At 69.0% G+C, this 18,219-nt stretch carries 19 protein-coding genes; 5 read left to right on the top strand and 14 right to left on the bottom strand.

Annotation, left to right across the window (positions count from 1 at the left end; translation table 11 throughout):
* Positions 1-3: 3 nt before the first annotated feature.
* The 5 genes from E3O46_RS11815 to E3O46_RS11835 form a co-directional block, all read right to left on the bottom strand.
* Positions 4-867, bottom strand: a complete 864-nt coding sequence (locus tag E3O46_RS11815) for an aldehyde dehydrogenase family protein (RefSeq protein WP_134561748.1) — start codon at positions 865-867, stop codon at positions 4-6.
* Positions 864-2,393, bottom strand: a complete 1,530-nt coding sequence (locus tag E3O46_RS11820; protein ID WP_134445848.1) for an aldehyde dehydrogenase family protein — start codon at positions 2,391-2,393, stop codon at positions 864-866. The genes E3O46_RS11815 and E3O46_RS11820 overlap by 4 nt, the downstream gene beginning before the upstream one ends.
* A 10-nt stretch (positions 2,394-2,403) precedes the next feature.
* The gene (deoC, locus tag E3O46_RS11825) at positions 2,404-3,423 is read right to left on the bottom strand and encodes a deoxyribose-phosphate aldolase (protein WP_134445849.1); all 1,020 of its coding nucleotides are present in this window, start codon (positions 3,421-3,423) and stop codon (positions 2,404-2,406) included.
* A 63-nt stretch (positions 3,424-3,486) separates the two neighbouring features.
* A complete protein-coding gene (locus E3O46_RS11830) occupies positions 3,487-4,437 on the bottom strand; it encodes a sugar-binding transcriptional regulator (RefSeq protein ID WP_134445850.1) in 951 nt (316 codons plus the stop codon).
* Between the two features lie 190 nt (positions 4,438-4,627).
* The gene (locus tag E3O46_RS11835; RefSeq protein WP_134445851.1) at positions 4,628-5,851 is read right to left on the bottom strand and encodes an MFS transporter; all 1,224 of its coding nucleotides are present in this window, start codon (positions 5,849-5,851) and stop codon (positions 4,628-4,630) included.
* 40 nt (positions 5,852-5,891) lie between these two features.
* Here E3O46_RS11835 and E3O46_RS11840 point away from each other — a divergent pair, with 40 nt between their 5' ends.
* Positions 5,892-6,587 (top strand): maleylpyruvate isomerase family mycothiol-dependent enzyme, encoded by a 696-nt coding sequence (locus tag E3O46_RS11840; protein WP_166790666.1) that lies wholly within the window; start codon positions 5,892-5,894, stop codon positions 6,585-6,587.
* Positions 6,588-6,629: 42 nt separating this feature from the next.
* On the opposite strand, the gene E3O46_RS11845 is transcribed toward E3O46_RS11840, so the two are convergent.
* Genes E3O46_RS11845 through E3O46_RS11865 form a run of 5 tightly spaced genes read right to left on the bottom strand, consistent with a single transcriptional unit; the run spans position 6,630 to position 10,152 of the window.
* Positions 6,630-7,580 (bottom strand): bifunctional riboflavin kinase/FAD synthetase, encoded by a 951-nt coding sequence (locus E3O46_RS11845; protein ID WP_241975390.1) that lies wholly within the window; start codon positions 7,578-7,580, stop codon positions 6,630-6,632.
* Positions 7,577-8,065, bottom strand: a complete 489-nt coding sequence (locus tag E3O46_RS11850; RefSeq protein WP_134445853.1) for a hypothetical protein — start codon at positions 8,063-8,065, stop codon at positions 7,577-7,579. The genes E3O46_RS11845 and E3O46_RS11850 overlap by 4 nt, the downstream gene beginning before the upstream one ends.
* 37 nt (positions 8,066-8,102) lie before the next feature.
* A complete protein-coding gene (locus E3O46_RS11855; protein WP_134445854.1) occupies positions 8,103-8,471 on the bottom strand; it encodes a hypothetical protein in 369 nt (122 codons plus the stop codon).
* Positions 8,468-9,472 (bottom strand): tRNA pseudouridine(55) synthase TruB, encoded by a 1,005-nt coding sequence (gene truB / locus E3O46_RS11860; RefSeq protein ID WP_134445855.1) that lies wholly within the window; start codon positions 9,470-9,472, stop codon positions 8,468-8,470. The genes E3O46_RS11855 and truB overlap by 4 nt, the downstream gene beginning before the upstream one ends.
* Complete coding sequence (locus E3O46_RS11865; RefSeq protein WP_241975391.1) at positions 9,469-10,152, bottom strand: TetR/AcrR family transcriptional regulator; 684 nt, start codon at positions 10,150-10,152, stop codon at positions 9,469-9,471. Before E3O46_RS11865 ends, truB begins: the two co-directional genes overlap by 4 nt.
* A gap of 94 nt (positions 10,153-10,246) precedes the next feature.
* On the opposite strand from E3O46_RS11865, the gene E3O46_RS11870 reads away from it, so the two are divergent.
* Together E3O46_RS11870 and E3O46_RS11875 are read left to right on the top strand one after the other, a co-directional pair.
* Entirely contained in the window at positions 10,247-11,671 is a 1,425-nt protein-coding gene (locus tag E3O46_RS11870; protein WP_241975392.1) for a DHA2 family efflux MFS transporter permease subunit, read from the top strand.
* A gap of 123 nt (positions 11,672-11,794) precedes the next feature.
* Positions 11,795-12,802: a ketopantoate reductase family protein gene (locus tag E3O46_RS11875; protein WP_134559482.1), complete on the top strand. Its 1,008-nt coding sequence runs from the start codon at positions 11,795-11,797 to the stop codon at positions 12,800-12,802.
* Between the two features lie 16 nt (positions 12,803-12,818).
* On the opposite strand, the gene E3O46_RS11880 is transcribed toward E3O46_RS11875, so the two are convergent.
* On the bottom strand, positions 12,819-13,481 hold the full coding sequence (locus E3O46_RS11880) for a nucleoside/nucleotide kinase family protein (RefSeq protein ID WP_134561749.1): 663 nt from the start codon (positions 13,479-13,481) through the stop codon (positions 12,819-12,821).
* Between the two features lie 106 nt (positions 13,482-13,587).
* On the opposite strand from E3O46_RS11880, the gene E3O46_RS11885 reads away from it, so the two are divergent.
* Positions 13,588-14,454, top strand: a complete 867-nt coding sequence (locus tag E3O46_RS11885; RefSeq protein WP_198413446.1) for an A/G-specific adenine glycosylase — start codon at positions 13,588-13,590, stop codon at positions 14,452-14,454.
* 8 nt (positions 14,455-14,462) lie between these two features.
* Positions 14,463-15,191: a DUF72 domain-containing protein gene (locus E3O46_RS11890; RefSeq protein ID WP_134445859.1), complete on the top strand. Its 729-nt coding sequence runs from the start codon at positions 14,463-14,465 to the stop codon at positions 15,189-15,191.
* Between the two features lie 22 nt (positions 15,192-15,213).
* On the opposite strand, the gene E3O46_RS11895 is transcribed toward E3O46_RS11890, so the two are convergent.
* The 3 genes from E3O46_RS11895 to infB form a co-directional block, all read right to left on the bottom strand.
* On the bottom strand, positions 15,214-15,420 hold the full coding sequence (locus E3O46_RS11895; protein ID WP_134445860.1) for a hypothetical protein: 207 nt from the start codon (positions 15,418-15,420) through the stop codon (positions 15,214-15,216).
* Positions 15,421-15,533: 113 nt separating this feature from the next.
* Entirely contained in the window at positions 15,534-16,022 is a 489-nt protein-coding gene (gene rbfA / locus E3O46_RS11900; RefSeq protein WP_134445861.1) for a 30S ribosome-binding factor RbfA, read from the bottom strand.
* 144 nt (positions 16,023-16,166) lie between these two features.
* The coding region (infB, locus tag E3O46_RS11905; protein ID WP_134561750.1) for a translation initiation factor IF-2 at positions 16,167-18,219 on the bottom strand (2,053 nt) is incomplete at its 5' end.

The raw sequence follows: 18,219 nt of genomic DNA on the forward strand, positions 1-18,219 counted from the left end.
CGCCTAGAGCAGGCCCTTGGTGTGCCAGACGGTCTTCGTCTCCGTGAAGGCGAGGATCCGGGCGAGGGAGGGCGCCGCGGCATCCGCCCCGGATTCGGGCTGGAGCACCCGGGTGAGGGTTTCGGCCGCGTCGATCTCGAGGTGCACCCAGTCGAGGTCGCCTGCACCGAGGAGGTCGATCGCGTTGACGTCGGCGTGGCTCGCGAGCCACGGCGCCATCTCGGCCGGTGACCCGGTGAGGATGTTGACGACCCCGCCGGGGACGTCGCTCGTGGCGAGCACCTCGCCGAGAGTGATCGCCGAGAGCGGCCTGGTTTCGTCGGCGACGACCACGACCGTGTTGCCTGAGACGAGGGCGGGGGCGACGGCGCTCACGAGACCGAGCAGCGACCCGCCGGACTGCGGGGCGATGATCGCGACGACACCGGTCGGCTCTGGCACGGAAATGTTGAAGTACGGCCCGGAAACCGGGTTCGCATTGCCGGCGACCTGCGCGTACTTGTCGGCCCAGCCCGCGTACCAGACCCACCGGTCGACGGCCTCGTCGACCTGCCGGCCAGCGGCCGACGCGGACACGCCCTCTGACTGCACGATCTCCTCGACGAACTGGGCGCGACGGCCCTCGAGCAGCTCGGCGATGCGGTAGAGCACCTGGCCGCGGTTGTACGGGGTCGCACGCGACCACCCCGCGAAGGCGGAGCGTGCCGCGACCACGGCATCCCTGGCGTCCTTGCGGGATGCCTGCGCCGCGTTCGCGAGGAAGTCGCCGCCCGGCGTCGCCACGGCATAGACGCGACCGGATTCGCTCCGCGGGAACTTTCCGCCGATGTAGAGCTTGTAGGTCTTGGGGACGGCGAGGCGGGTCACTTGGTGGCCTTCTTTCGTGCTGCGGACGGCTTGACGGCATGATCGGCGTCCACGGCCACGGCGTGGCGGGCGGCGGCGACTGCGGCGCTGCCCGCCGGCTGGAGGTACGCGGCGAGGCCGTGGCGGCCGCCTTCGCGGCCGTAGCCCGACTCCTTGTAACCGCCGAAGGGGCTCGCGGGGTCGAACCGGTTGAAGGTGTTCGCCCAGATCACGCCGGCGCGGAGCCGGTCGGCGACGGCGAGGACGCGGCTGCCCTTGTCGCTCCAGATCCCGGCGGAGAGACCGTACGGCGTGTTGTTCGCCTTCGCGATCGCCTCCTCGGGGGTGCGGAACGTCAGCACGGAAAGCACGGGGCCGAAGACCTCGTCGCGGGCGATGCGGTGACTCGTCGACACATTGGTGAAGATGGTCGGCCGGAACCAGAACCCGCTCTCCGGCAGGTCGCAGTCGGGACTCCAGCGTTCGGCGCCTTCGTCCTCGCCGATGGCGGACAGTTCGGTGATGCGCTTCAGCTGGTCTGCGCTGTTGATTGCACCGATGTCGGTGTTCTTGTCGAGCGGATCGCCGAGGCGCAGCGTCGAGAGGCGCTGCTTGAGCCGGTCGACGACCTCGTCGTGGATGCTCTCCTGGACGAGCAGGCGGCTGCCCGCGCAGCAGACGTGGCCCTGGTTGAAGAAGATCCCGTTGACGATGCCCTCGATGGCCTGGTCGATCGGAGCGTCGTCGAAGACGATGTTCGCCGCCTTGCCGCCCAGCTCGAGAATGATCTTCTTGTCGGTCCCTGCGACGGCGCGGGCGATGGCCCTGCCGGCCCCTGTCGAGCCGGTGAAGGCGACGAGGTTGATGCCGGAGTGGCCGACGAGCGCCTGCCCGGTCTCGCGGCCCCCCGTGACGATGTTCACGACGCCGGCCGGCAACTCGGCCTGCTGGAGGATCTCGGCGAAGAGGAGCGCGGTGAGCGAGGTGGTCTCCGCCGGCTTGAGGACGACGGTGTTGCCCGCGGCGAGGGCCGGGGCGATCTTCCACGCGAGCATGAGCAGCGGGAAGTTCCACGGGATCACCTGGGCGGCGACGCCCCGCGCCGCGGGGTTGACGCCGAGGCCGGCGTGGTCGAGCTTGTCCGCCCAGCCGGCGTAGTAGAAGAACCAGGCGGCGACGAGGGGGATGTCGACGTCACGGCTTTCGGTGATCGGCTTGCCGTTGTCCAGGGTCTCTGCAACGGCGAGCTCGCGGGCGCGCTCCTGCACGAGACGTGCGATCCGGAACAGGTACTTGCCGCGGTCGCTGCCAGAAAGGGTCGACCAGCGCCGTTCGAATGCACGACGGGCCGCGGCGACCGCGGTGTCGACATCCGCCGCGTCGGCGTGTGCGATCATGGCGAGCTGCTTCTCGGTCGCGGGGTTGATGGTCTGGAAGGGCTCGCCGCGGCCGGCGACGAATTCGCCGTCGATGAAGAGTCCGTATTCGGGGCGGAGGTGCAGCAGCGCCTGGGACTCCGGCGCGGGAGCGTAGTCAAGAAAGCTCATCGTGGTTCCTTCAGTCGATCGTCACGTAGTCGGGGCCGGAGTAGTGTCCATCGCGCATCTTCTGCCGTTGCATCAGCACGTCGTTGAGCAGGCTTGAGGCGCCGAAGCGGAAGAGGCTCGGCGTGAGCCAGTCCTCGCCGACGGTCTCGGCGACGGCGACGAGGTACTTGATGGCGTCCTTCGAGGTGCGGATGCCACCTGCCGGTTTCACGCCGACCCTCGCGCCGGTGAGGCGATGCCAGTCGCGCACGACCTCGATCATCGAGAGGGTCACGGGGAGGGTGGCCGCGGGCTGCATCTTGCCGGTTGAGGTCTTGATGAAGTCGCCCCCGGCGAGGATGGCGAGCCAGGAGGCGCGGCGCACGTTGTCGTAGGTGTTGAGTTCGCCGGTCTCGAGGATCACCTTGAGGTGGGCGACACTGCCGTCGGCGCGGCGGCAGGCTTCCTTGACGGCGACGATCTCGTCGTAGACCTGGCCGAAACGACCGGAAAGAAAGGCCCCGCGGTCGATGACCATGTCGATCTCGTCTGCGCCGGCCGCGACGGCGTCGGCCACGTCGGCGAGCTTCACCGCGAGGGAGGCGCGGCCGCTCGGGAAGGCGGTGGCGACGGAGGCGACGAAGATGCCCTGGTCGCGACCGGCCGCGTGTGCGGAGCCGAGCGCCTCGACGGTGTACGGGACCATGTCTCCGTAGACGCAGACGGCGGCGACGCGGGGGCAGCCCGGGTCACCGGGGTCTGGCGTGAGCGCCTTGCCGACGAGGGAACGAACCTTGCCCGGCGTGTCGGCGCCCTCGAGGGTCGTCAGGTCGATCAGGCCGATGATCGTGTCGATCGCCCGCTTCTTCGAACTCGTCTTGATCGAGCGCGTGCCGAGGGCGGCGGCACGCTGTTCGAGCCCGACCGCGTCGATCCCGGGGATCCCGTGCAGGTAGCGGCGGAGGTTCGCGTCTGTGGCCTCGCCGCCGATGAGGGCGAGGGCACGGGACCTCGTCGACGGCTGGGTCGCGACCACTGGGATGCTTGTCATGAAATGTCCTCGCAGGGTGGTGGTGGGTGTCACGGGGGCTCCGGGCGCCTGAGGGCGTTCCGGTCAGTGGGTTTCGCCCAGGACGGCCAGGGCGGTGTCCTCGTCGGTGACGAGCACGGTGCAGAGGCCGCTGGAGACGATGGCGCGGGCGACGGCGTGTTTGGTGCTTCCCGCGATCACGGCGATCGCGGTCGGTGCCCGGCGCAGTTGTTCGAGCCGGATGCCGATGGTCCGCTCGTCGAGCTCGAGGTCGACGATATGGCCGTCCGCGTTGATGTACCGGCCGACGATGTCTCCGACGGCGCCCTTGCGCACGAGTTCGGCGACCTGGTCGGCAGTGAGGTAGCCGCTGTCGACGAGCGCCGAATTCTCGTCGGCCTGGCCTGCGCTGAACAGGTAGGCGGATGCCGCGCTGCCCAGGTCGAGGACCGTCGCGACGGCGCGGTCGGATTCGATCGCGAGCTTGGTTTCGACGCGCTCGAGGATCGCGGGACTCGGCAGCAGGGTCGCGGAGCCGAGCGCTTTCTGCGCGATCGTGACCGCGGTCGCCGCGGCCGTTCCCTCCCGCCGGTTGAGGCTGACGCCGCCGTTGATCTGCACGACGTTGACGCCGCGCGCCCAGCCGGGCTTCAGGCCCTGGGCCACCTCGTGCAGGGTGCGGCCCCAGCTGATGCCGAGGGTCGCCGGAACAGGACGGAGCGCAGTGAGGTAGTCGGCGGCGGCCTGGGCCGCCCGGGACTGCAGTTCCTCGTCGGTGGAGACGCCGGCTGCGGAGACGACGACGGCGTCGCTCAGCCCGGTGTGTTCCCGCAGGCGACGCTCGACGATAAGGCGGCGGGCCCGCGGGTGCACGATCTCGATCCGGATGAAGCCGCTCGCCTTGGCCTGCGCAAGGAGCCGGCCGACCTTCCAGCGGGTGAGCCGGAGGACGGCGCCGATCTCGTCCTGGGTCTTGTTCTCTTCGTAATAGAGTTCGGCGGCGCGGATGGACAGCAGTTCGTCTGTATCGATCACGCGGTCCTCCGTTGGCTCCCCATCCAGCGTAGGACGCCTCGACGCACGCCTCAACTGTTGTGGGAAAACTTGCTCACATGAGCAGAGCCGCATCGGTGCCTTGCTGCGACCCCCGACTCCCTCCTGAGGTGTCGCATATCGAGGTTCCGTGGCCCAGGAACGTCGATATGCGACACCTCAGCCCACGTGGTCAGCGGGAACGGTCGAGGTCGTCTTCGAGGAGATGCGGGCGGGCGATCACGCGCGCGGCGAAGCCCACGGCGAGGCCGGTCGCGATCAGGAACCAGATCGGCCAACTCCAGCCCCCCGTGAGCTGGTGCAGAACGCCGACGACAAGCGGCCCGAGGGCGCCGAGGGTGTACCCGACGCTCTGGACGAACCCGCTGAGCGCGACGGAGCCCTCGTGGGTGCGCGTACGGAGGTTGATCAGCACGAGCGCGAGCGGGAAGTAGAGCGGGCCGAGGCCGGCGAGCAGCACCCAGAGAACCGTGAGCGTGCCCGGTGCGAGGAGGAGACCCACGTCTCCGGCGATGAAGGCGAACATTCCGACGTAGATCAGGAGGCTGAGGTTCTTCATCCGTACGGCGAGCCACGGCACGACGAGCGCGCACGGCAGTCCGACGGCGGCGTAGAGGGAGAGCAACGTCCCGGCCTGGCCGGGGCTGATCCCCGCGGTCTGGGTGAGCATCAGCGGAAGCCAGGCGAAGAGCGCGTATGCGTTGAGCGACGACGTCCCGAAGACGACGGCGATCGCCCAGGCGATCGAAGAACGGCCGATGCGGGCCAGCAGCACCGGCTCGGCCTCCGGAACCGCCGGCGGGGCGCTCTGCGACATCCGGTGCCGCACGAGCATGGTGGCCCAGGGCACGAGGGCGAGGAGCGCGGGGATCATCCACATGCCGAGGGAGACCCGCCAGCCGGCGGCATCCGCTACCGGGACCGCGATGAGAGGCGGAACGAGGGTGCTCAGAGACAGCACCGTGACGTAGAGGGAGGTCACGAGGCCGACCCGGTCGGGGAAGTACTTCTTGACGAGCGGGGGCAGCAGCACGTTACCGGCGCCGAGACCTGCGAAGGTCACGATGCTTCCGCCGATGAGCCAGGTCAGGGAACCCGCGCTGCCACGGAGGAGGTGACCGGCGAGGATTGCGACAAGGGCGACGACAACGACCCGCTCGAGCCCGATGCGGCGCGTGAAGACGGGAGTGAAGATGCCGAAGACCGCGAAGCAGACCGGCGGGAGCATGCCGAGCACGCCGATGGCGAGCGCCCCGAGCGGGACGTCGACGCTGATCGCCAGGACGATCGGAGACAGCGCCGCGACCGCCGTGCGCAGGTTGGCCGCGACGAGGAGGATGCCCAGAAGCGCGAGGGTTCGCCCGGCCCAGAGACCGCGGATCGGGGTGGGGTTCACCGGCCAAGTCTATTCACCGGGCGAGTCTAGGCTGGACGTCATGCCCGACATTTCCCAGTACCTGCCGTTCAGCCGCAAGCCCCAGGTGGACGACACCGGGACGACGTCCGACTGGAGCGCGGATATCGCGGCGACCCTGACCGGAATCGCCGGAATCCTTGAGACGCTTTCCGCGGAGGAATGGGAGACACCGAGCCTCTGCGGCGGCTGGCGGGTGCGCGACGCGGCCGGGCATCTTGTCTGGCGGGTCGGGACCCCGACGCGGGAGCTGCTCGGCACCGGGTGGACGGCACTGCGGGAGCAACTGCCGAACCTGAGTGTGGACCATGCCGTCGACACCCTCAGCCGCCGGGCCGCCGAGGCAGAGCCGGCTGAGCTCATCGCGTCGCTGCAGACCACCGCCGCCGAGTACGCCGCGGGGCGGGTGACCGCCCGGGGGCGGCACGGCATCACCGAACTGACGGAGGTCGTCGTCCACGGACTCGACCTGGCGCATCCGCTCGGCAGGGCCCTTGAGGTCTCGCCGGTCGCGCTCGGCGCGGTTGCCGTGCGCCGGGCGCTGATGGCACCCACCCCGGTCAAGGCGGTCGTGCGCCGCCGCACGCTTGTGGCGACGGATGCCGGCTGGCGCGTCGGGCGCGGAGCCGTGATCGAGAGCACGGCCGTGAGCATCGTGCTCTTCCTCTTCGGCCGGGAAGGCTTCACACCGACCGGGCCGCGCTCCCCCGCGGCCTAAGCCCTGAGCGCTGAGCACTGAGCCCCTGCAGCGCGCTCGCTTTCAGTGGCGGGTCGAGCCGGCGAGGAGAGTGCGGATCTGGTCGACGTCTGCCCGCATCTGCAGGATCAGCGGATCGATTCCGGTGAACGCGACCATTCCGCGGATCCGGTCGACGAACGACACCTCGACGACGTGACCGTAGAGGTCGAGCTCCCGGTCGAGTACGTAGGCCTCGACCTGCTTCTGCGCGACCCCGTCGAAGGTCGGATTGTTGCCGACCGAGATGGCGGCCGGGTAACGATCCGCGCCGTCGGTCAGCCAGCCGGCATAGACGCCGTCGGCAGGAATGAGCCCCTCGGACTCCGCGGAGAGGTTGGCCGTCGGGAACCCGAGTTCGCGGCCCCTGGCCGCGCCGTGCACGACCTCGCCGCGCACGGTCGGGGTGTGGCCGAGCAGTTCGCCGGCAGCCCTCACATCACCGCTCGCGAGCAGTTCCCTGATCCAGGTCGACGAAACCCTGCGCACCCGGTCGGGCTTGACATCCTCGATCAGGTCTACGGCGAAGCCGAAGCGTGCGCCGAGCTCGGTGAGCAGGGCCACGTCACCGGCGCCGTGCGCGCCGAACCGGAAGTCCCTGCCGACGAGCACGTGCCGGGCGTGCAGTCCGTTCACGAGGACGGTCTCGACGAAGACCTCAGGCGGCAGGCTCGCGAGGTCCCTGGTGAACTCGAGCACGAGGGTGCAGTCGACGCCGGTCTCTGCGAGCAGCCGGAGCTTCTGCTCGGCGCTGATCAGGAACGGCGGGCACTTCTCTGGGGCGAGCAGGGCGAGCGGATGCCGGTCGAAGGTCACGACGACCGCCGTGAGCCCCTGCGTTCCGGCGATGTCTTTGAGCCGGTCGATCACGGCGCGATGGCCGGCGTGGACGCCGTCGAACTTCCCGATCGTGACCGCGGAGCCGGAGGTGGCGGTTTCGAGCGGGAGGGAGCCGATGCCGGAGAGGACCTTCACGAGCTGGCCTGTCGACCGGCCTGGCCCTGTGGTCGTGCCGGGCCCTGTGGACGAGCAGGGCGGTGGCGGACGAGCCACATCATCCCGAGGATCGGAAGCACGAGCGGGATGAAGAGATAGCCGCTGCCGAAGACCGACCAGACCGAGTCGTGCGGGAAGAGCGCGGGGTCGACGATGCTCAGGGTGCCGACGACGAGCACGCCGAGAAGCTCGAAGGAGATGGTCACCCACGCGACGCGGTACCAGCGGCCGCTGCTGCGCACGAGCGCGATGGTCGCGACGATGTACACGACCGCGGACAACGCAGACAGCGAGTACGCGAGCGGCGCCTGGTCGAACTTGGAGGCGATCTGCACGAACGACCGCCCGGTCGCGGCGAGCGCGAGCAGCCCGTAGACGGCGATCAGCAGGCGTCCGACGCCGGTGACCCTGCGCTTCTGCGGTCCATCGACGACGTTCTCGGCTGCGCTCTGTGGTCCGGTCATGGCCTGTTAATTATCGCAGCTTGTGGGAGCGAGACTCTCACAAGCCCTGCACTGTCCAGATCTGGAACATCCGGTACACCATGACCGCGATCGCGAGGCACGCGCCGCCGAGAATGACCGTGCTCCAGCGGCTGCGTTCGATGAGCGCCCAGGCGGCGGCGGCGACGGGAACGATGAGGGCGCTCACGAGGTAGGTGTAGAACTCGAGCAGGCTGCCGCTCGCCGTGTTCCCGGCGAAGGGTGCCGCGATCGAAACGACGAGTTGCCCGACGAGGAGCAGTTCGACGAGCGCCGTCGCGCCCATCGTGAGGTCGTTCGGGACCCGGCCGAACAGCCCGAGAAACAGGCAGAGCACGCCGGCGAGCACCGCGACACCGACCTGGAGCCAGGTGAACCACTCGATCACGAGGACTCCCCCGCTGCGGCCTCGTCGGGCGGGAAGTTGATCACGGTGCGGGCTTGGGTGCCCCGAAGCTCGACGAGGCCGACGAGCCGGCCGCCGGGGGCGATCGCGGCGAGCGGAGCCGCGGTCCCCGCTGCCCCGGTATCCGCGATCTCGGTCGTGACCTCGATACGTTTGCCGTGACCGAGGTCGATCGCCTGTTGTTCGGTGAGGTCGAGGCGCCCGAGCACACGCGTCGCGGCATCCGCCGGACTGATGAGAGCGGCGGCGACGTCGAGCTCCGCGAGGGGCTGGGCGTTCTCGATGCGGAACGGGCCGATGCGGGTGCGGCGGAGCGCGGTCAGGTGCCCTCCGACGCCGAGCCCGGCGCCGAGGTCGCGGGCGAGGGCCCGGATGTACGTGCCGGAGGAGCACTCGACGCGCACCTCGAGGTCGAGGAAGCCGTCGACGGGCGTGCTCGAGAGCAGTTCGAAGGCGGCGATGGTGACAGGCCGGGCGGGCAACTGCACGTCCTCCCCGTCGCGGACGCGGGCATACGCGCGCTTTCCGTCGACCTTGATCGCGCTCACCGCGCTCGGCTGCTGGCTGATATACCCGGTCAGCTGGCCGATTCCGGCCGCAATGGCCGCGGGCTCGATGAGTGCGACGGATGCCTCAGGCGCGCGGGAGACTTCCTCGCCCTCCGCGTCGTCCGTGGTCGTCGCCGAGCCGAGCCGGATCGTGGCCAGGTATTCCTTGTCGAGCCCGACGATGAAGGTGAGCAGTCGGGTCGAGCTGTTGATGCCGAGGATCAGCAGGCCGGTGGCCATCGGGTCGAGGGTGCCCGCGTGGCCGACTTTGCGGGTACCTGCGAGGCGCCGCGTGCGGGCGACGGCGTCGTGGCTCGTCCAACCCTGCGGCTTGTCGACGAGGAGGAGACCGCTCGCGGTGGAATGCACCCGCGCGCTGTTTCGGGACGACGTCTCGTCGTTGGGTTCGGTCTCGCGCTCGATGTCTGCACTCATGAGTGTGTCCCTGCAGTGCCGGTCGGGGCGGACATGGCGTGCGAGGCGTGCGAGCCCGTCGCGTCGAGCACGACGTCGAGCTTGCCCCGGAAGGCGCACCGCATCAGCTCCTCGGCGGCCTCGTCGTCCTCGAAGATGTCCGGGAGCCGGATGGCGAGCAGGGTGTTGAAGAGCATGCCGTTCGCGAGGAAATCCCGGATGATCTCCGGGGGGAACCCGGCTTCGTCGCGCAGCATCCGGTAGATCTGCAGGAAACCCTCCCTGGCCTTGGCGCCGATCACCGGGTCATGCCCGGTGATGAAGGCCTGCATGAGCGAGAGCAGGATGCCGCGGTCCTCGATCAGGTCGACGTATGCGGCCCCGAGACGGGCGACGAGCGAGTCGGCGTCGTCGTCGCCGGCCGGCTGGGGCTCGGCAAGGACCACGCGAAAGGTCGTGATGAGTTTGTCGAGAGCACGGGCGACGACCTCGAGGAAGAGGTTCTCCTTCGTGCCGAACATCCGCACGACGTACGGCTGGCTGATCCCGGCGGCCTGCGCGACCTGGTCGGTCGTGGCACCGGAGTATCCACGTTCACCGAAGACGCGGCTCGCCGCGGCCAGGATCTGTTCCCTGCGCAACGCCGCGGGGATTCGTTCGGTGGTCGTTTCTTTGGCTGCCGTACCGGATTCTTCACTCACTCTTGACATGGTATCCGCGAATAACTATCGTCTCTATTTGTAATCATTCGATTACAACATTCCGTGCTTCTTCGCCCCCTCGATTGGATACCACGTGTCCCAGCCCATCACGCGTCGCGTCCCGATCTGGCTCGCCATCGTCGCGTCCTCACTCCCCATGTTCATGGCCACCCTCGACAACCTCGTCGTGACCGGTGCCCTCCCCGTGATCAACCGAGACCTCGGCGCTTCCATCGAGGAGCTGCAATGGGTGATCAACGCGTACTCGCTGAGCTTCGCGACCTTCATGCTGATGGCCGTCGCCATCGGCGACCGCTTCGGCCGGCGCACCGTCTTCCTCGCCGGGATCGCGATCTTCACGGTCGCCTCCGCGCTCGCCGGTCTCTCGACAGAGCCCTGGCAGCTCATCACCGCGCGGGCGATCCAGGGTGTCGGGGCCGCTGCCCTGATGCCGTTGTCGCTCACCCTCCTCGTCGGCTCGGTCAGCGAGAAGCGCCGCCCGGCCGCGATCGGCATCTGGGGCGGAATCTCCGGCCTCGGCGTCGCACTCGGCCCGCTCATCGGCGGCGCCGTCGTCGAAGGCTGGAACTGGCAGGCCATCTTCTGGTTGAACGTCCCGCTCGGCGTGATCTCGATCCCACTCGCCCTGGTCGCCCTGCCGAACAGCTTCGGGGCCAGGGTCCGGGCGGATGTCGTGGGTCTCGTCCTCGCCGGGGTCGGCGTCTTCGGTCTCGTCTACGGCATCGTTCGCGGCAACGACGCGGGCTGGACCAGCCTCGAGGTCCTCGGCGCGCTCGCCGGCGGCGCGGTCCTGCTCGCGGCCTTCATCGCCTGGGAAGCCCGCACGCCTGACCCTTTGCTGCCACTCCGGCTGTTCCGGGACCGCAGCTTCACCGTCGCCAACCTCGTCGGCCTCACCTTCAGCTTCGGCATCTTCGGGTCCATCTTCATCCTGATCCAGTTCCTGCAGATCGTGCAGGGGCACACCCCGCTCGAGGCCGGCCTGATGACGATGCCCTGGACCCTCGCGCCCATGGTGATCGCCCCGCTCACCGGCCTGCTCAGTCCGCGAACGGGCACCCGGCTTCCGATCGTGCTCGGACTCTCCTTCCTCGCCATCGCGATGGGCTGGCTGGCGGTGGAGATGAGTGCGACGGTTGCATACATCGACCTCGTGCCCGCGTTCCTCCTCGCCGGCGTCGGAATGGGACTCGTGTTCGCGCCGAGCTCCACGGCAGTGCTCGCGAACATGGTCCCGAACGACCACGCGAAGGCGACCGGAACCAACTCGACCCTGCGCGAGATCGGCGTGGCGCTCGGCGTCGCGGTCCTCACGGCCGTCTTCACGGGTGCCGGAGGAGAGCTGACCCCGACCGGCTACGTGGATGCGGCGGTCCCGGCGATCGTCGTCGGGGCATCCGTGCTCGGTCTGGCCGCCCTGATCGGGCTCGCCCTGCCCCACGGTCGCCGTGCGCCCGCAGCGACTCCCGTCCCCGAGCCCGCCACCCTCTCCGCCTGACCCTTCCGGTAGCTCGCGAGAGTACGTTTTTGGCCCTTAAGAACGGGTTTTAAGGGCCAAAAGTGTACTCTCGCGAGAAGGACGGGCGGGATGGGCGGGGCGGGGGCGACCTAGGCTGGGGGAATGCGAATTGCTGTGATCGGTGCGGGTGCCCTCGGCGGAACGTTCGCCACGCTACTGGAGAAGGCCGGGCATACCGTGACCGTGACGGCACGGGGAAAGGCCCTGGGCGTCATCCGCTCGGAGGGCATTCACCTGACCGGCGCCTTCGGCGACGAGACCGCCCGGCCGGCTGCGGTCGAACTGCTCACCGAGACTCCCGAGCTCACGCTCGTCTGCACCAAGGCGCAGGATGCCGCCGCCGCGATCACGGCCAACGCGGCGGTCCTCGACGGCTCGCCGGTGATCGTCGTGCAGAACGGGCTCGACGGCGTCGCGACGGCGCGACGGATCCTGCCGAACTCCGACTGCTTCGGGGCGCTCTCGATCATCGCCGCGAACTATGCGGCGCCGGGACTCGTCACCGTGACCACGCCGGCACCGACGTACATCGGGCACGATACCGGTGACATCGACGCGGGAACGCTCGCCTGGCAGGGTGTGCTCGACGCGGCATTCCCGACGATCGCGACCTCGAACTTCGTCGGCGCCCAGTGGACGAAGCTCGTGGTCAACATGCTCAACGCGCTCCCGGCAGTGACCGGGCTGAGCGTGCAGGAGGTCGTCGACGATGCGGAGCTCCGTCGGGTCCTGACCGCGAGCATGCGGGAGACCGTGCGCGTCGGCGTCGCCCGCGGGGTGCGTTTCGGGGCGCTGCAGGGGCTCGGCGACCGCCGGTTGCGTGGTTTCGCCGGCCTTCCGCTCTCGATCGGGCAGCTGCTGCCGCGCCTGATGCGGGCCAGGATGGGCGACGTGCCGAACCTCGGCTCGACATTGCAGAGCCTCCGCAGGGGTCAGCTGACCGAGATCGACCACCTCAACGGGGTCGTCGTGCGGGAGGCCGCGGCGGCAGGCGTCGCCGCGCCGGTCAATACCCTGCTGACTGCCCTTGTGCATGAGGTCGAGGCCACAGGACACCCGCTCACACGAGCCGAGGTGCTCGTGCGCTTCGCCCCGCTCCGACTGCGGTAGTCCTCGCGGCGCCGGCTCAGCAGCTGTCGAAGAAGAGACGGCGGGGATCCGCCGGATTGGCGAGGTCGACGACGGCCGTCGCCCACGACCTGGGCCGGACCTCGGCCCGGTAGAGCCGGTTGGCGATGGCCCGGTCGTCGGGAACAGGGGAACCACCCAGTGCAGGGTCTGTCGTGGTATCCGCAGCATCACCGAGTTCCCCGGAGGGCTTCAGCTCAGCGGCGAGGTCGATGAAAGCGCCGGTCGACGAGGCATCCGCTGCGGTCTCGGTCAGCACGCTGTACGACCAGCCGTCGCGGAGTTCCTTCCTGAGCAGGAACTCCCCGTCGAAGATCAGGGTGTCGTCCGCAGGCCCCGTCGCGCCGGCGACGCGGAACGGGACCAGGAGCGCCCTGCGGAGCAGGTCGAAGTCGTCGCGGTGGCGGAACAGTCGCTCCGGCGAGGCCGGCCCGAAGGTCGTCTGCTCCTCGGTGGAGCGCTCGAAGTCGGCGAGCGAGGCGCGGGACACGGCGTGCCCGGTCGCGGCGAAGGCCGCTGCGAGGTCGTCGGCGAAGGCGGCCCGCGCGATGGGGTCCGTCCCGTCGATCGCGACCATCGTGCGGCCTCGGCCGTAGAGGCTGAGGATCTCCGTTGCGAGGTCGCGGAGGAAGTCGAGGCGTGGTGTCGAAACAAGCGTCATGAATCGAGCCTAGGTTAGTGGGGTGAATGCAACCGTCATCGCGCCCATCGAATCCGCGGGAGTGCCAGCCACCGGGTCTGCCCCCGAGGCCGATGGCACCGGTGAGATCGCGAGCCTCGTCAATGCCTGGTTCGGCCTGCACGCTCGCGACCTTCCCTGGCGCCGCGACGGTTTCGGCGCGTGGGGCGTGCTCGTGAGCGAGTTCATGCTGCAGCAGACGCCGGTGACCCGGGTGATCCCGCACCTCGAGGCGTGGCTCACCCGCTGGCCGACACCCGCCGACCTCGCCGCCGTTCCGCCGGGCGAGGCCGTGCGGGCATGGGCGACGCTCGGCTACCCGCGGCGCGCGCTCTGGCTGCACGCCGCGGCCGTCGAGATCACCGAGAACCACGGCGGAATCGTGCCGCAGGACGTCGGCGTGCTCCTCACGCTGACGGGGATCGGCGACTACACCGCGCGGGCGGTCGCCGCGTTCGCGTACGGCCACCGGCATCCGGTCGTCGACACGAACACGCGCCGGGTCATCGCCCGCTGCGTCGCAGGCCAGGCCGAACCCGCGCCGCCGAGCCGCACCCGCGATCTCGCGGCCATGAACGCGCTCCTTCCGGCGGATGTCCGTGCCGCGGCCGTCTTCAACGCCGGCGCCATGGAACTGGGCGCGCTCGTTTGCACGTCAGCACGCCCGCGCTGCGCGGACTGCCCGCTCGCCGCGCTCTGCGCCTGGCGCGCGGCCGGCTACCCGGAGTACCAGGGTCAGAAGAAGACCGTTCAGAAGAAGTTCGCCGGCAGCGACCGGCAGGTGCGCGGCCTGATCCTCGCCGAGTTGCGCTCGACGAGGCACCCGGTGACGGATGCCGAGATCGCCACGCTCTGGCCGGACCCCGCCCAGCTCGGTCGGGCCCTGTCCGGCCTCCTGTCCGACGGGCTCGCGGTGCGCGTCGCTGCAGGGTCATACTCGCTCCCCCACGAGTAGGCGCGACCGTGAGCATCCGGATCGGCACCTCCGGCTGGAGTTACGAGCACTGGGACGGGGTGCTCTACCCGTCCGGGCTCCCCGCCGCCCGGCGGCTCGAGGTCTACGCCTCCCGTTTCGACACCGTCGAACTCAACGCGAGTTTCTACCGCTGGCCGCGGGAGTCGACGTTCGCCGGCTGGAGACGCCGCCTTCCCGAGGGATTCCTGCTCTCGGTGAAGGCGCCCCGTGGGCTCACCCACGCGAAGAGGCTCTATGCTCCCGAGGTTTGGGCGGCACGGATCGCCGCGTGCTGGCACGAGCTCGGCGACAAGCGCGCCGTCCTGCTCGTGCAGCTGCCGCCGGCGATGGAGCGCGACGATGCCAGGCTGGACTTCTTCCTCGCCGCCCTGCCGCACTGGATCAGGGTCGCCGTCGAGTTCCGGCACGACAGCTGGCTGTGCGAGGAGGTCTTCGCGATCCTCGAGCGGCACGGCGCCGCATACTGCGTGCTGAGCGGCGCGAACCTGCCGTGTGTCCTGCGCGCGACCGCACCGTTCGTGTACGTGCGGATGCACGGCCCCGATCGAGAGCACCTGTACGGAGGCTCGTACTCGGAGGCCGACCTCGATTGGTGGGCGGAACGCATCCGCGACTGGCAGGGCACAGGACGGGACGTGTTCGTCTACTTCAACAACGACGGCGGTGGAAACGCGGTCCGGAATGCGAGCGGCCTGGCCTCGCGATTCGGGAGCTGAGACCCCGACCGCTGCGCCGCGGCTACTTCGCGAGCGTCGCGATCGCCTGGGCCCACAGGAAGAACTTGTTGGTGCCGAGGTCACCGATCGTGTCGATGCCGAACGCCGCCTTGAGGTGCTCGGCATCGCTGTCGCTGACGCCCTGGAGCGCCGCGACCGGCGCCTTCGCGAGCTCCTCCAGAGGGAGCGTTTCGTATGCTTTGTCGAGCTTGGCTGCGATGCCGGCCATGGGGTACCTCCACAATGAGATGGGCTTTCCGGGGAACGAAAGCGCTTTTAAGCGTAGTTCTCCCCGGTCTCCCTCGCTAGGTGCGCTGCGTCAGCGTCCGCTGGAGGCAACCGCTATTCGGCGTGGTGACCGACGGCGGGAGTCTCGTCCTCGTCGTCGTCGTCATCGTCGTCGCCCTCGAACTCGCGCGGCTTGACGTAGGGGTCTTCGTCGCCGGCGTACTGGGCGCCCTGTGCGAGCGCGCCGACCTGGCTGTCGCGCTCCCGCGCTTCGCGGAGAAGGTCGTCGATGAGGGCGGCGTTCTCGGGGATCGCGTCCGCGATGAACTCGAGCGACGGGGTCAGCCGGGCGGTGATGTTCTTGCCGACCTCGCTGCGCAGCAGCCCGGTGGCCGCCTTGAGCGCCGCGGCGCTGTCGGTGCGCTCCTCGAGGGAGCCGTAGACGGTGTAGAAAACGGATGCGTGTTGCAGGTCACCCGTCACCTTGACGTCCGTGATGGTCACGAAGCCGAGCCTCGGGTCACGCAGGCCGCGTTCGAGCCGCTTTGCCACGATGACCTTGATGCGGTCGGCCATTTTTCTGGCGCGTTCCGGATCTGCCATGGTCTCACTCCTCTTGCTTCGGTACTGCGTTACGTCGATGCGTGGAAAATCTGGTGAATCGAGAAGCTGTCGTGCGGAGCGACCAACGGGCCTCAGGCCCCTCACGGAGAGGAGCCGGAGACCCGTCGATCAGACGCGGCCTGGTTAGACGCGCGGCTTTTCCTTCAGTTCGATCGTCTCGATCTCGTCGCCGATCTGGATGTCGTTGAACTTGCCGAGACCGATACCGGCCTCGAAGTCCGTACGAACCTCGGTGACGTCGTCCTTGAAACGACGCAGCGACTCGATGCCGAGGTTGTCTCCCACGACGACGCCGTTGCGGATGACCCGCGCCTTGGCGTTCCTCGTGATGACACCCGAGCGGACGATGACGCCGGCCACGTTTCCGAACTTGGACGAGCTGAACACCTCGCGGATCTCGGCGACACCACTCTGCACCTCTTCGAACTCGGGCTTGAGCATTCCCTTGAGGGAGTTCTCGATGTCCTCGAGCGCGTTGTAGATGACCGAGTAGAACCGCACGTCGACACCCTCGCGGGCTGCACGCTCGCGGGCCTTGGTGTCCGGGCGCACGTTGAAGCCGATGATGATGGCGTTGTCGACGGTGGCGAGGTTGACGTCGCTCTCCGTGACCGCACCGACACCGCGGTGGATGATGCGCAGCTGCACGGAGTCGTCGACCTCGATCTTGAGGAGCGACTCTTCCAGGGCCTCGACGGCACCGGAAACGTCACCCTTGATGATGAGGTTGAGCGATTCGACCTTGCCCTCTTCGAGTGCACGGGTGAAGTCTTCGAGGCTGATGCGCTTGCGGGCCTTGGCCAGCAGGGCGTTGCGCTCGGCGGCTTCGCGCTTCTCGGCGATCTGACGGGCGGTGCGGTCTTCCTGGATGACGAGGAAGGTGTCACCGGCCCGGGGAACGCTCGAGAGGCCCTGGACCTGCACGGCGCGCGACGGCGTCGCGGCGAGCACGGCAACGCCGTTTTCGTCGGCCATCGCACGAACGCGGCCATAGGCCGTTCCGGCGACGATCGAGTCGCCGACGTGCAGCGTTCCCGACTGGATGAGCACGGTTGCGACCGCGCCGCGGCCCTTGTCGAGACGAGCCTCGATGGCGACGCCACGGGCGTCCTTGTCGGGGTTGGCGCGCATGTCGAGTCCGGCGTCCGCGGTGAGGAGGACGGCCTCCAGGATTTCCTGGATGCCGATCTTCTGCTTCGCAGACACGTCGACGAACATGACGTCTCCGCCGTACTCTTCGGCGACGAGCCCGAATTCGGTGAGCTGCTGGCGCACCTTCTGCGGGTTGGCGCCTGGCTTGTCGATCTTGTTGACCGCGACCACGATCGGCACATTGGCCGCCTGGGCGTGGTTGAGGGCCTCAATGGTCTGGGGCATGATGCCGTCGTCCGCCGCGACCACGAGGATCGCGATGTCCGTCACCTGGGCACCACGGGCACGCATGGCGGTGAACGCCTCGTGGCCCGGTGTGTCGATGAAGGTGATGGCGCGGTCGATGCCCTCGTGCTCGGTGATGACCTGGTACGCGCCGATGTGCTGGGTGATTCCGCCGGCTTCGCCAGCGGCTACCTTCGCGTTACGGATCGCATCGAGGAGCGCGGTCTTTCCGTGGTCGACGTGACCCATGACGGTGACGACCGGCGGACGGGCCTTGAGCTCGTCATCGGTCTCTTCGGCCAGTTCCTGGTCGATGTCGATGTCGAAGCCGAGAAGCAGTTCGCGATCTTCGTCGTCGGGCGAGACCATCTGGATCTTGTAACCGAGTTCTTCACCGAGCACATCGAAGGTCGCCTCGTCGAGGGACTCCGTCGCCGTCGCCATTTCACCGAGGTGGAACAGCACGGTGACGAGGTTTCCGGGGCTCGCGTCGATCTTGTCGGCGAAGTCCGTGATCGAGGCGCCGCGGCGCAGACGCACCACGGTTCCGCCGTCGCCGCGGGGGACGCTGACGCCACCCAGCGACGGAGCCTCGCGCAGCTCGAACTCGGCGCGCTTCGTGCGCTTGGATTTGCGGGCCTTGTTCTTGCCGCCTCCGCGACCGAACGCACCAGCGGTTCCGCCACCGGGGCCGCGACCGCGGCCACCTGCGCCGCCGCCACCGGCGGGACGCGGCGGGCCGAAGCCGGGGGCACCGGCGGGCGCGCCACCGGGGCGCTGGAAGGCGGGACGTGCTCCG

This window comes from Cryobacterium glucosi, assembly GCF_004402235.1.
Taxonomy (GTDB): domain Bacteria; phylum Actinomycetota; class Actinomycetes; order Actinomycetales; family Microbacteriaceae; genus Cryobacterium; species Cryobacterium glucosi.